This window comes from Alteribacter lacisalsi (genome assembly GCF_003226345.1).
GTDB lineage: Bacteria > Bacillota > Bacilli > Bacillales > Salisediminibacteriaceae > Alteribacter > Alteribacter lacisalsi.
Genome location: NZ_PDOF01000001.1, coordinates 741,179 through 754,294, shown reverse-complemented (window position 1 = coordinate 754,294; position 13,116 = coordinate 741,179). Strand labels below are relative to the sequence as shown.

Sequence of the window (13,116 nt, the reverse complement as noted above, 5' to 3'; positions counted from 1 at the left end):
TTTTACGTTCCAGAGAAATGTACTAAGTCTTTTGGAGGATATTTTAAACAAACAGCGAATATACTCTGTGATGACTGCCGGCAGGCCGCTTAAATAAAATCCCGGGAGGATGATTGATGATGTCCATTGTTCAGCTGGCGATGCGGACGTTACCTTTTTTTGTGTTCAGGATTGCGGTGTATGCAGTGTTTGGACTTGTCTCACTGACGTTTCTGGGGCTGATGATCGGGCTTGGGATTCTGCTTTTCCGCTGGTTTGAATTCGCGTCGGGGTTCTTCCTTCTTATGATGGCTGGTACTTTTTTCGGGGTTCTTGGTATTCTTCGATTCATTGAACGTTATTTTCTGTATATGGTCAAAGTCGGACACATCGCAGTTGTGACTGAGCTTCTCAGAACCGGCAAAGTTCCTGAAGGGAAGAATCAAATTGAATTCGGAAAGGATCAAGTCAAAAACCATTTCGGCTCAGCAAACGTAGCGTTCGTTCTGGACAAAATTGTGTACGGTGCCGTCAGGCAGATTCAGAGATGGCTCATGCAAATTGGAAATTTTTTCAACTTTGTCCCAGGGGCTCAAAAAGTGATTCGGATTGTTTCAAAAATCATGGAAGTAAGTTTAAGGTACATTGATGAGGCCGTGCTAAGCTATGTCATGCTCAGGAAAAGTGACATGGATGACCAGCAAACGGATCCTCTTGAGCGGGACAGCGTCTGGAAGTCCGCATTTGACGGGGTTGTCCTCTATGCACAGAGCTGGAAAAAAATCGGGATGACGGCAGCAGGCATTGTTGCAGGTGTTTATGTCCTGAACATTCTTGTTTTCCTTATTGCTGTATTCCCGCTCATGGCAATCGGCACTGCCGTGGCTTCAAGTGCGGGGGCAGGGGCTGTGATCGGTTACTTTGCCATTATCGGTGCCTATATCTTCACATCCATGTTCAAGCGGGCGTTTGTCGATCCCCTTGCCATGATCGCCATGGTCCGGACGTATCAGATCAGCGTAAGTGAAATGGAGCCGAGCATCGATCTACAGCAGAAACTTCTCGGAGTGTCCTCGAAATTCAAGGAGCTGTTTAATAAAAGTAAAGGGGCTCCTGTGCAGCCTGTCACCGATGCACCTGTCAGTAAAGGTGTGACGCCTTCTACCTGATCGGAAAACAGGTGAGGATCGAACGTTCGATTCGCAGCGTCCTTTTTGTAAAGCTCTGTTAAAGCTTAATGTTGGTGTATTTCTATCGTTGTTGATTAAAGCGAGCGCGCGACACTCCTGCGGAAACAGCACCGGCCGAAGACCCCGCAGGGCGATCCTCCCGAGGAGGCTGAAGCAGTGCCCGCGGAAAGGGAGCGCAGTGAGCGGAAATCAACAACAGACTTTAACTGAGCCTAAAAATTACAGCCCGCTTTCCTCTGACAAGGAGAAAGCGGGCTGATTTTTATGCGGCTTTTTCAGTTGTGTCTGCGTCAAGTTCAAATTCTTTTTCAGCGCGGTTCAGTTTCATCTTCCAGGCAAACAGTCCTGTAAGCGCCGCAGTTCCGGTTCCGGCAAGCACATAGGAAACTGTCATTGGAAGGCCAAAACCGATCGGTGCGCTGAAGATGAACGTGAGCGCCACCATCGTCATAAAGACAGCAGGTACTGTTGCCACCCAGTGGTTTTTATACTGAATACCGAGGTACATTGCACCGACAAACAGGGCAATCGCACTGATTGCGGCGTTTGTTACGCCGAAGTAGCGCCATAGAATCGTAAAGTCCATGTTCGTAAGAATAAAGGAAACGACGAACAGCGGGAGCGCTACCCAGAGACGGCTCGCAATCTTGAGCTGCGGAAGTTTAATATAGTCCGCAATAATCATACGGGCCGAACGGAAAGCTGTATCCCCGGACGTGATGGGCAGTACAATAACACCGAGAACAGCCAGTGTACCACCAACAGCACCAAGAAGCGTAAAGGCAACTTCGCTTACAACCAGTCCCGCACCGCCGCTGTTGATCAGGGCTGCAAGATCTGTTCCGTAAAACAGGCTCATGGCAGCTGCTGCCCAGATCATGGCGATAATCCCTTCAACAATCATCATGCCGTAAAAGATCTTACGCCCGTTGCGTTCATTCTGTGTGGTACGTGAAATAATCGGCGACTGCGTGGCGTGAAATCCGGAAATGGCTCCGCAGGCAATCGTGATCATCAGAATGGGGAAAATGGCCTCCCCACCGGGATGCATGTTCTGAAGCGTCAGTTCCGGTACCGGGGCACCGGTTGCAATAAGCATAACACCAATACCAACTGCACTGATCAGAAGCAGTGCTCCAAGAATCGGATAGATTCGTCCGATAATCTTGTCCACCGGCAGGAGCGTAGCAAAAATGTAATAAACGAAAATCAGGCCAATAATGACGCTGAGTCCCACCCCGCCGCCGATCAAATCAAAAATCAGGCCGGCAGGCGCTGTAACGAAAACGGTTCCAACAAGAAGCAGAAGCAGGACAGCCACGAAGTTCACCATGTGCTTCATTGGGCGCCCGAGGAACTTGCCTGCCAGCTGCGGCAGGTGTGCCCCTTTGTTTCTGATCGAAATCATACCTGTAAGATAATCATGAACCGCTCCGGCAAAAATACAGCCGACCACAATCCAGATAAATGCGACAGGACCGTATAAAGCACCCATGATCGGTCCGAAAATAGGTCCTACACCGGCAATATTCAAGAGCTGAATAAGCGAGTTCCGGTTCGTCCCCATTGGAATATAGTCAACGCCGTCCTTCATACTGTAAGCCGGCGTCTGGCGGTTCTCTTTGACTCCGAATATACGTTCAATTATCTTTCCGTAAGTAAAATAAGCAGCGATAAGTAACACGATCGCAAGCAGAAATGTAATCATCGTAAAGCACCTCTTTCGATGTCTGGTCTCTTTGAATACGCTTTCATTTTAGCATGCAGGCCGCCAAATTTGTCGAAATTGTGACATCATGTCGAATGATCCGCTTAAGATGTAAGATTCCGTGCTTCAAGCGCACATCATTGTGGCCTTCCTGCAGTGTTAACCGCTTTCAAATGTATTTCGGTACACAAAAAGTTGTATATCAGGCAGGAATGTTCCATAATAAATTCGAAATGGTACTTAGAAGACTACTCTCTCCACCGTATCCAAAAAGGAGTGTTCCATATGGATTACATCGAGTATAATCGGCGGGCCTGGGATAAAAAAGTTGATCAGGGTGTCCGCTATACACGCTGCGTGGACAGTGCCACGATCGAAAAGGCAAAGAATGGGGACTGGTCGATCTCTGTTACAACTGACAAACCTGTCCCGCGGAGCTGGTTTCCTGAATCACTTAATGGTCAGCGCATTCTTTGTCTCGCCTCAGGCGGAGGCCAGCAGGCACCCGTTCTTGCAGCGGCCGGAGCCCATGTCACGGTGCTTGACGTGTCTGAAAAACAGCTCGGCCAGGACGAAACCGTTGCACGCCGCGAAAATCTCACACTCAGTACGGTCCAGGGTTCCATGACCGATCTGTCCATGTTTGATGACGAGAGTTTTGACATTGTCATTAATCCGGTGTCCAACCTATTTATTAAGAACATACAGCCTGTGTGGCAAGGTGCGGCCCGTGTGCTTAAAAAAAACGGCGTGATGATCACCGGATTCACGAATCCTCTCGTATTTATGTTTGATCCGAAACAAGAGGCCGATGGACGACTCGTGGTTTCCAACCCCATTCCAGGCTCTACACTTCACGGACTAAGCTACGAAGAAAAACAGGCAGCCATTGCTTCAGGAGAACCGGTCCAGTTTTCTCATACTCTCGAAGATCAGATTCAGGGCCAGGTTGAAGCAGGCCTTCTGATTGCCGGCCTTTATGAAGACGATTTTGGAGGAAGCCGGCCTCTTGACCGTTACAGCCGCTCTTTTATTGCCACACGGTCTGTGAAAATGGGATGAAGCCTGTTTAAACTCAGGCTGAAATGAAAGGCTCTCACCATTTTTGGGTGAGAGCCTTCTCTTATTTTATGATTCTGCGCCTGTTAAAACGATTCCGCCTGGGCCCATGAGGGCTTTAGACAAACAATCGGGTTATACGTCGCCAATCAGAGCTCCAGCCGCTCACGGAGCTCTTTGACATAGTTGCGGCTGACGGGAATTTCTTCCGGCCTGTCATCCATTTTTACATGGTAGGCACCGTTTAGCCATGGAATGAGTTCGGCCACATGGTCCAGATTTACAATGTAGCTTTTATGTGTTTTGAAAAAAGAGTACTGATGCAGTTTTTCCTCCAGTTCCTTCATCGGCATCTTCGAGCGGTATCGTTTCCCGGCTGTACAAATGACTGTTTCCCTTTCCTCTCTGTAAAAATACGAGATATCCTCCGGTGCAAGATAAATGATTCTTCCTTCGTCATCCACAGGCAGTTTGCCGAGACGTTCTGACTTCTCCTGCTTTTTCACCAGATCATTTGTAAACCGCTGCTTTACCAGTGCAATCGTTTCTTTAAGCTCGTCTTCATCGTATGGTTTGAGAAGATAGTCCAGCGCCTGCACCCGGAACGCCTTTGCCGCGTAGTCGGGATAAGCTGTGGCAAATACGATGAGCGGCATTTGCTTTAATTTCTTAAGTGAAGCTGCGAGATCCATTCCATTCATCCCCGGCATTTCAATATCCAGGAATACGAGGTCCGGCTCCTCACTGAGAATCAGCTGAAGCCCTTTTTCACCGGACCCTGCTTCGCCTGTAACCGTCACTTCTTCATAACTGCTGAGCAGAAAACGAAGTTCATCCCTGCTGTGGGGTTCATCATCCACAATGATGGCACGGATCTTTGTCATGGCCTATCCCCTCCTTCAGCATTGATCGTAAACGTAACTTCCGTTCCTTCTCCGGGACTGCTCGTATAGCGTAGCCCTGCTTCTTTTCCCGCCTGGATCGTAAGGCGCCGATTCACGTTGGCAATCCCGATCCCTGTACCGGTCTCTGATTCCACCTGCATATTCCCGATTTCACTAAGCCGGTCATCTGTCATACCCGCACCGTTATCCTGGATACGGACTCTTACTTTGTCATGTTCCCGTGCAATGATAATTCGTATGGCACCATGTTCGTCCACATCCTTTATGCCATGCTTCACAGCGTTCTCAACCAATGGCTGCAGAATCATGGGCGGGATGGTTGCCGACAGTGCCGAATCGTCCACTTCATAGCTGACTGTCAGCCGGTCGGAAAAGCGGGCTTCCTCAATTTCCAGGTAAGCCTGTACGTGGCGGAGTTCTTCTGCCAGGGTCGTGACCGTCGCATTGGCTCCTGCCAGGTTCTGTCTGAAGTAGCGGCTGAGAGAAACGAGCACTTTTCTCGCTTTATCCGGGTCGGTGCGGATCATGGAAACGATCGTATTGATTGCATTAAACAAAAAGTGAGGGCTCACCTGCGCCTGAAGCGCTTTGATCTCCGCTTCCCGAGCCAGTTCTGAGTGCCTCTCCACTTCAGAGAGCTCAAGCTGGTGGCTGAGAACTGTGGAAAGGCCCCTGCAAAGCTCCACAGTGGTCGGTGTGACGGCTTCCTCGGATGTGAAGTAAAATTTAAGTGTCCCAATTGTTTCGTCTTTCATTTTAAGAGGCGCGATAATGGCGGTCCGAAGGGGACAGTCATCATTTCCGCAGTAGACATCTTCCTTCTTTGCAATAATCGGTTCGCCGTCTGCAAGGACATGACGGGTCGCCCCGGTTTTAATCTGTTCATCCGATTCGTGAAACATCCGCCCCGCGCCGGCAAACGCCATCACCTTTTCCCTGTCGGTTACGGCCACAGCGTCAACTTTTGTTTCTTTAAGAAGAATATCGCATACACCCCGGGCAGACTGAGCATTCAGTCCCTGTCTGAGGTACTGAAGCGTATAATCCGCAAGCCGGAGTGCCTTTTGAGCTTCAATCGCCCCGGAACGCTCCTGCTCGTCACGTACATTTCTGACGATCAATATAAAAATCGCAGCGCCGATGCCATTGGCAACAATCATCGGAAGGCCGATACTTTCAACCAGCTGGAGTGCCTGATAGAATGGACGGGCTGCGATCAGAATAATCGTCATCTGAATGGCTTCAGCCAGTGCACCGACAAAAAACGCCGTCTTAAGAGAAACGAGCCGTTTCTTTTTAAAAAACCAGCCGGCCAGAAGACCAGCAAGAATCGTGGCAATGCCACAAGCCAGACCGGTAAAACCACCGAGAAAAATCCGGTGCACCCCGGCAATCAGGCCGGCACCAAGTCCGACTGCCCATCCTCCAAGAAGTCCGGCAACCACAACACCAATCACCCGGGAATTAGCGATCGCCTCTCCTTCCCCAAGGTCAAACGCCCATCTTATGTATGTTTCCTCTCCGGCATTGACCGTGATGCCCGAATAGGTGCCTAGAATGCCGAACAAACCGAACATCACAATGACGTTCAGCTTGTGCCGGGATCCGATCTCCCGCCGGTCAATAAGGTGACGGACAAACTTAAACCGTGTCATCACAAACGCGGCAGCAACAATAATGCCGAGGCGTTCCAGCATGGCAAGCATCAATTCCCACATGGTGCACACTTCCTGACGTAAAAGCTTTCTATCAGAGAGTATACCCTTTTTTGCTTACAGGTGACAAAAGATTCCCGTCAGCCGAGCATTGGCCTGCTCGGACCAAACGCAGCGACCTCACTGATGTGTTCAATCCCGGGCACCTGACTCATAAGAGGGAAATCAGCAAACACGCTGATTGGGAATGCTGTCATTCGTGAAACGACAGTATAATAGGCTTCGTCCTGCTCTTCCGCCGGAACTGTCTTCAGAAGATACATGGCATGCTCGTTGACACGGACCGGTTCTCCGCTCGGTTCAATGGCAAAAAACACGGATGCCAGCACGTCAACGAGAGAACGGCCGATCACACATGGCTCTTTCCGGTCATCCAGTACCACCCACCTTCTTCCGGCGGTCTGCTGAAAAATGAACCCGCTCGTGAACCTCAGATGCTCCGGGGAGCTGACGGCCATCGCCTTGGGCAGCCGCCAATCCTGAACAATGTGACGGTTTTCAAAAAACACTTTTTCCCGTGAACAGGCATCCGGGCAGACAGTATCAATGATAGCCACTGGAGCAGGCGGTGCATGCGGCTCAATGTCATAATCAATTGGCGGCTCAGCCCATTTGTATGCCCTGCTGAGCCTATGGGATGAGGCATAATCCAGAATTGGGGGCAGATCGCTGCGGTGCCGGAGTGTAAGATGCACACCACGGGCACGAATCTCCTTCAGATCGTTTAAGGCCCGGATCACCCAGGGTGGAACTGGCCGAACCGGTATGCGGATTCCTTCATAAAGATCAATGATGTGCTTAAAATCTGTAACAAGTGTTGCCTGCCTGTCCCCGTGTATGTTCATGAGCTGTACTGCTTTATGGATTGCAAAGCATTCGGCTCCCACAGACTGGTGTGAGCGCGTGTTTGCAGTAAAGGCGTAATAGGCTTTCGAAAAACCTTCAGAACGGACAATACCGGCGCCGATCTTTTTCTCGGTAGAGCTGCCGTCACTTACATAAAAGGCCACTCGAGCTCTCCTCCTCCTGAATGCCTGTCTTTATGTCTTTATGCTCATATGTATGCCGAGAGAGTGGCTCTCATGCAGAGAACCCCCTCTCCGGGGGGAGCGGGGGCATTGAGAGCGTACGAAAATGATTAAATACCTACTCTGAAAAATGACTGACCAGAAGCTGCGCACGTAACAAACTGACCATTTTCATTCGCCCTGTTTTGTTTAGGAAGGCTCTTCTCGTAAGGATTGCAGTTTTATTACGATGCTGGCGGGCGCATTCCGCGGGCATCGCTTCAGCCTCCTCAGAAAACTCCTGCTTCTTCCTCTGCCAGCATAGTGCGTCGAAGCACCTCGCAGCCTACTAACGAAGTAAGCGCTGGCAGCTGCTGCTCAAAGCCGTTCAATAATGGTGGCGTTTGCCATGCCGTAGCCTTCGCACATCGTCTGAAGTCCGTACCGGCCGCCGGTACGTTCGAGTTTGCTCATCATCGCTGTCAAAAGGCGGATGCCGCTTGCACCTAACGGATGACCGAGAGCGATCGCGCCGCCATTCGGGTTCAGTTTACCTGGATCTGCACCGGTTTCACGAAGCCATGCCAGCGGAACAGAGGCAAAAGCCTCGTTTACCTCGAACACATCGATATCGTTCAGCGTTAAACCTGATTTTTTCAGCACCAGCTCAGTAGCCGGAATCGGACCGGTCAGCATGAGAGTAGGATCAGAGCCGATCACAACCCTGGTATGGACCCGGAAGCGGGGCTTCAAGCCGAGACGGTCCGCCTTTTCCCGGCTCATCACAAGAACGGCACCTGCCCCATCGCTAATCTGGCTCGCATTGCCGGCATGGATGACACCGTCGGTCCTGAAAACAGGCTCCAGTTTACTTAGAGTCTCTTCCGTCGTTCCGGGCCTTGGTCCGGTATCCTGAGAGAGGACCTGAGTTGTACCGTCCGGCATCTCAACTTTGACAGGTACAATTTCTCTCTTAAATCTTCCCTCCTTTATTGCCCGGATCGCCCGTTCGTGGCTCTCGGCAGCATACGCATCAAGCGCTGAGCGTGAAAAGCCCCATTTTTCGGCAATTCGTTCGGCGGACTCGCCCTGATGCACAAGTTCGAAACGGTCAGTTAGAGCGGTACTCGGGCGGGCTCCCTGAAAATTGGATCCCATCGGAACACGGGTCATGTTCTCTACTCCGGCAGCGACAACGGTATCCATATCCCCGGATAAAACTGCCTGAGCAGCAAAGTGGAGGGCCTGCTGGCCGGATCCACACTGCCGGTCAATGGTTGTACCCGGGACGTGCACCGGATAGTCTGCAATGAGAGCAGCCTGCCGCCCAATATCCCCTGCCTGCTCCCCGCTCTGGGTCACACAGCCCATAATCACATCTTCAATTTCTGCCGGATCAACGCCGGTTCTGTCTGTGAGACCTTTCAGGGCAGCTGCAGCAAGGTCCTCAGGGCGGACATGCTGAAACAGCCCTTTTTTCCGTGCAACCGGCGTGCGTACCGCGTCCACAATAACAGCTTCTCTGTTCATTATTTCAGCCTCCTATAGTCCGATCTTCTTTGCGATGATCGTTTTCATAATTTCATTCGTGCCTGCGTAAATCGCGGAAACAGGGGTATCGCGGTAGCGTCTGGCAATTTTGTATTCTTCCATATAACCATAGCCGCCGTGGAGTTGCATGCAGACAGTGGCTGTTAGACGAGCGGTTTCAGTAAGTTTGTATTTTGCCATACTCACCTGCTTAACAACATCTTCACCCTGGATATGACGGCCGATCAATTGATCCAGAAAGCTGCGCCCCATTTCAATTTCCGTTGCGATTTCAGCCAGACGGAAGCGGGTGTTCTGAAAGCTGCTCACGGCTGTGCCGAATGCTTTCCTGGCTTTGGTATATTCAATCGTGTCCGTAAGCATCTCCTCAGCGGCAACCTGTGCGCCGATCGCAACCGCTAGGCGCTCCTGCTGCAGCTTATCCATCATATAAAGAAATCCTTTCCCTTCTTCACCAAGAAGGTTCTGTGCAGGAATTTTGCAGTCCTCAAAAATCAGTTCAGCAGTGTCCTGACAGTGAAGCCCGATCTTATCGAGCTTTCTCCCGCGGGAAAATCCTTCGGCACCACGCTCCACTATAAGCAGACTGACTCCTTTATGTTTCGGCTCGGCTTTCGGGTCCGTTTTACACGCCACGACTACGAGATCAGCATGAATACCGTTTGTAATAAATGTTTTCTGCCCGTTCAGAATATAGTGGTCGCCGTTTTTGATGGCAGTTGTTTTGATGTTAGCCAGATCCGATCCCGCGCCTGGTTCTGTCATAGCAAGGGCCGTGATCTTCTCACCGGTCGTACACTTTGGCAGCCATCTGTTTTTCTGTTCTTCACTGCCGTAGTCCGTGATATAAGGCACCACAATATCGTTATGAAGCGAAACGCCGACAAGACCGGTCCCGACACGTTCCAGTTCTTCTTCAATGACTACACTGAATCCCCAGTCGGTTTCAGCACCGCCGTATGTTTCAGGCAGATCGGGACACAGGAATCCCTGTTGCCCGAGTTTTTTCCAGAAATCACGGGGGATCATCCGCTCATTCTCCCACTTGTCGTAATGGGGGTACGCTTCTTTTTCAAGAAACTTTTTCAGCGCCTGACGGAAAATCTGATGATCGTCGGTTAAGTATGGATGTTGCATCGTTTCAGCCTCCTGTTTTAATCTTAGGATTTAAAGGTGATTCCTGTGCAGATTTAGTCCGTTTACTCTCACGATCTCGTTTCTGACTACTTCGGCTGCATGCGTATGGCACCGTCCAAACGGATCACTTCTCCATTAAGCATCGGATTTTCAATGATCGCACCGGCAAGCTGGGCATACTCTTCCGGCTCTCCAAGCCGCTTCGGAAACGGCGTCATGGCACCAAGAGCGTCCCGGGCCTCCTGCGGCAGGCTTTCAAACATCGGTGTGTTAAACAAGCCAGGGGCAATCGTCATCACGCGGATGCCGTGATCGGCAAGTTCTCTTGCAATCGGCAGCGTCATCCCGGCGACACCGGCTTTTGAAGCGCTGTATGCCGCCTGGCCGATCTGACCGTCAAATGCCGCTACTGAGGCTGTATTAATGATCACTCCCCGCTCTCCTGTATGTTCATCAGGCTCGTTTCGCTGCATTTTTTCCGCAGCAAGACGGATGACATTGAAGGTGCCTTTCAGGTTCACATCAATGACCTTTGAAAACGACTCGAGGGCGTGTATTCCCCTCCGTCCGTTCACTTTCTCTGCGATTGCAATTCCCGCACAGTTTATCACTGCATTGACCGACCCCAAGTGGTTTTCCACCTGGGTCAGAGCTGCTGCGACCTGATCCTCATCCGTGACATCCGTCCGGACAAAGAGAACGCTTTCATTTTCGGTCGTCCGCCCCCTCATTTCATCCAGGTCAAAGATCACCGCCCGGCCTCCATTTGCGGTTATGTGACGGACAGCCCCGGCTCCAAGGCCCGATGCACCGCCGGTGACAACCGCCGTTATATCCTGAAGTTTCATGGAATGCCTCCTTTTCCATCTATTTTAACTGAATAGGCATTCATATGTAAGAAATTTCTGATACTTTCCGTCTTTTTGAACAGAACGGCTCATGCTGCCATAAACTGAATGAAAACAGGTAAGGGAGCTGGGCAGCATGTTTAAAAGGATCTTCGTTCCCCGTCTGTTTCCAGCCAGCTTAAAAACGGCAGACGGCACGAAATGGGGCTACATTAACGAAACGGGCCAGTTCATGATCCCGCCGGAACTTGAGGCAGCCGGCGCATTTCAGGAAAACGGCCTGGCGGTTGTGACCTTCGGCGGAGCAGGGATTATGAATGAAACAGGACGGTTTATCGTCCCGCCGGAGTACGAGGTGATTTCTTCTTTCAGCGAAGAACTTGCCGTAATGATTAAAAACAGCCTCTATGGCCTTCTGAATCAGGCAGGGAACGAGATGCTGGCCCCTTCCTACTTCTGGATCAGTGATTATAAGGAGAGGCGGGCCGTCTATCAGGAAGCGGACGATCCAATCCGGTACGGCTATCTTGACGAAAGCGGTACCCCTGTTATTCCTGCTCATTATCTATACGCATATGATTTTTCTGATGGGAAAGCCCTTGTGCAGAAAGATGGCGAGTCCTATGCGCTGATTGACAAGAACGGGACAGTCCTCCAGCAGTTTCCCTACAGTCAGATGAGCGGACTCAGTGAAGGTCTGATCGCGTTCAGGGAGTCTTTTCAGGCGAAAGCCGGTTACGTAAATGAGAACGGGGAAGTTGTCATTGAACCCCAGTTCAGCATCGCACTGCCGTTTGAAGGGAACCGGGCCGTTGTAAACATAAGTGAAAAGATCGAAAATCGGTACGGCCTGATAAACAGGGATGGGGCGTATGTAATCGAACCGATTTACAATGATATTATTCAGCTCGGAAGCGGACGGGCGGCTGTCGGCAAAGCCCTCCGCCCCGAAGAACCGTTTGCAGGATCCGTTTATGCTGTGGCAGACAGCCTGACAGGGGTTCTTTTCACTGATTTTGTATACGACAGTGTCACCCCGTATGACAGAGGCTACAGTTCTGTTACCCAGGGAAGCATTTCCTTTTTTATTAACCGTGACGGGGTGCCTGCACCTAACCTGCCTGTTGTTAGCGGGAGCGGTACACTTAGTTTTGAAGGCAACCTGATCCGGGCTTTTACAGACCTCAGACTTTCGTACTTTGACCGTAACGGCCGGATGGTCTGGGCGCAGAACACTGTCATACCATTATCAGGAACGGTGTATATTCAGGAGATGAAATACCGTCCAGACCCTAATTATCTCGTCTACTACCCGCAGTTCAGGGGCATACCCGATTCAACCGGGGAACAGAGAGTAAACAGGAAACTGCGGCGCTTATCCAATGTAAGACCCGTAACAACTGAAGAAACTGCCGACACCACCTATACAGGTGACTTTTCAGTTCTGTTCACTCAGGAAGATCTGACGGTTCTGGAGCTGAACGGGTATGAGTATCGTTTTGGTGCTGCTCACGGGATGCCTACCCGTGCAACGGTTTCTGTTGATATTCGAAGCGGGCGTTTCTTTTCGTTGGGAGATTTATTTAAGGATGATGCAGATTATGTTGCCGTGCTCAGCGGTATTGTGAGCGGAACAATTGATGAAAATCCAGAAAATTATTTTCCGGACGCCTATGAGGGGATTTCTCCCGATCAGCCTTTCTATGTAACCGGGGATTCTCTAGTTCTCTATTTCGCCCCGTATGAAATTGCCGCTTTTGCTGCCGGATTCCCTGAGTTTCGGATTCCCTTTACTGAAATAGAGGAGCTGCTCGATACATCAGGCGCGTTCTGGTGCAGTTTTCATGCCTGCTAGCGGGAAGTCCTATGTAAAACTAAGGAAGCCCCTGACCTCAAGTCTAATGAGGTGCAGGGGCTTTACATTTTTACTTTTCCGGCACTGGTGACGATTTATTTTATGAGTGCCACTGTTTATCATAAATAATAAGTTGAGCATTCAAAAAATTAGTGTCCTCGA

Annotated in this window: 10 protein-coding genes; 3 read left to right on the top strand and 7 right to left on the bottom strand. The window is 50.5% G+C overall.

Features of this window, described 5'->3' with window-relative positions; genetic code table 11:
• Window positions 1–116: 116 nt before the first annotated feature.
• Window positions 117–1,148 carry a hypothetical protein gene (locus tag CR205_RS03655; protein ID WP_110517047.1) on the top strand — a complete coding sequence of 344 codons (1,032 nt, stop codon included), beginning with the start codon at window positions 117–119 and terminating at the stop codon, window positions 1,146–1,148.
• 283 nt (window positions 1,149–1,431) lie between these two features.
• Here the strand turns inward: CR205_RS03655 and CR205_RS03650 are convergent, their stop codons facing one another.
• Window positions 1,432–2,877, bottom strand: a complete 1,446-nt coding sequence (locus CR205_RS03650) for a carbon starvation CstA family protein (RefSeq protein WP_110517045.1) — start codon at window positions 2,875–2,877, stop codon at window positions 1,432–1,434.
• 285 nt (window positions 2,878–3,162) lie between these two features.
• On the opposite strand from CR205_RS03650, the gene CR205_RS03645 reads away from it, so the two are divergent.
• A complete protein-coding gene (locus CR205_RS03645) occupies window positions 3,163–3,939 on the top strand; it encodes a class I SAM-dependent methyltransferase (RefSeq protein WP_110517043.1) in 777 nt (258 codons plus the stop codon).
• 146 nt (window positions 3,940–4,085) lie between these two features.
• Here the strand turns inward: CR205_RS03645 and CR205_RS03640 are convergent, their stop codons facing one another.
• The 6 genes from CR205_RS03640 to CR205_RS03615 all read right to left on the bottom strand — a co-directional run bounded on the left by CR205_RS03640 (window position 4,086) and on the right by CR205_RS03615 (window position 11,099).
• The gene (locus CR205_RS03640) at window positions 4,086–4,820 is read right to left on the bottom strand and encodes a LytR/AlgR family response regulator transcription factor (RefSeq protein WP_110517041.1); all 735 of its coding nucleotides are present in this window, start codon (window positions 4,818–4,820) and stop codon (window positions 4,086–4,088) included.
• Entirely contained in the window at window positions 4,817–6,559 is a 1,743-nt protein-coding gene (locus CR205_RS03635; RefSeq protein ID WP_110517039.1) for a sensor histidine kinase, read from the bottom strand. The genes CR205_RS03640 and CR205_RS03635 overlap by 4 nt, the downstream gene beginning before the upstream one ends.
• 77 nt (window positions 6,560–6,636) lie before the next feature.
• Window positions 6,637–7,566 (bottom strand): ribonuclease H family protein, encoded by a 930-nt coding sequence (locus tag CR205_RS03630; RefSeq protein ID WP_110517037.1) that lies wholly within the window; start codon window positions 7,564–7,566, stop codon window positions 6,637–6,639.
• Between the two features lie 375 nt (window positions 7,567–7,941).
• On the bottom strand, window positions 7,942–9,093 hold the full coding sequence (locus CR205_RS03625) for a thiolase family protein (RefSeq protein ID WP_110517035.1): 1,152 nt from the start codon (window positions 9,091–9,093) through the stop codon (window positions 7,942–7,944).
• A 12-nt stretch (window positions 9,094–9,105) separates the two neighbouring features.
• The gene (locus tag CR205_RS03620; RefSeq protein ID WP_110517033.1) at window positions 9,106–10,251 is read right to left on the bottom strand and encodes an acyl-CoA dehydrogenase family protein; all 1,146 of its coding nucleotides are present in this window, start codon (window positions 10,249–10,251) and stop codon (window positions 9,106–9,108) included.
• Window positions 10,252–10,337: 86 nt separating this feature from the next.
• Complete coding sequence (locus CR205_RS03615) at window positions 10,338–11,099, bottom strand: SDR family NAD(P)-dependent oxidoreductase (RefSeq protein ID WP_110517030.1); 762 nt, start codon at window positions 11,097–11,099, stop codon at window positions 10,338–10,340.
• Between the two features lie 136 nt (window positions 11,100–11,235).
• Here CR205_RS03615 and CR205_RS03610 point away from each other — a divergent pair, with 136 nt between their 5' ends.
• Window positions 11,236–12,954, top strand: coding sequence for a WG repeat-containing protein (locus tag CR205_RS03610; protein ID WP_110517027.1), 1,719 nt, complete (start codon window positions 11,236–11,238; stop codon window positions 12,952–12,954).
• The last annotated feature ends 162 nt before the right edge of the window (window positions 12,955–13,116 follow it).

Excerpts from the sequence above, each read along its gene's own strand:
- CR205_RS03655 (WP_110517047.1), top strand. The coding sequence starts at position 117 with ATGATGTCCATTGTTCAGCTGGCGATGCGGACGTTACCTTTTTTTGTG.
- CR205_RS03650 (WP_110517045.1), bottom strand. The coding sequence starts at position 2,877 with ATGATTACATTTCTGCTTGCGATCGTGTTACTTATCGCTGCTTATTTT.
- CR205_RS03645 (WP_110517043.1), top strand. The coding sequence starts at position 3,163 with ATGGATTACATCGAGTATAATCGGCGGGCCTGGGATAAAAAAGTTGAT.
- CR205_RS03640 (WP_110517041.1), bottom strand. The coding sequence starts at position 4,820 with ATGACAAAGATCCGTGCCATCATTGTGGATGATGAACCCCACAGCAGG.
- CR205_RS03635 (WP_110517039.1), bottom strand. The coding sequence starts at position 6,559 with ATGTGGGAATTGATGCTTGCCATGCTGGAACGCCTCGGCATTATTGTT.
- CR205_RS03625 (WP_110517035.1), bottom strand. The coding sequence starts at position 9,093 with ATGAACAGAGAAGCTGTTATTGTGGACGCGGTACGCACGCCGGTTGCA.
- CR205_RS03620 (WP_110517033.1), bottom strand. The coding sequence starts at position 10,251 with ATGCAACATCCATACTTAACCGACGATCATCAGATTTTCCGTCAGGCG.
- CR205_RS03615 (WP_110517030.1), bottom strand. The coding sequence starts at position 11,099 with ATGAAACTTCAGGATATAACGGCGGTTGTCACCGGCGGTGCATCGGGC.
- CR205_RS03610 (WP_110517027.1), top strand. The coding sequence starts at position 11,236 with ATGTTTAAAAGGATCTTCGTTCCCCGTCTGTTTCCAGCCAGCTTAAAA.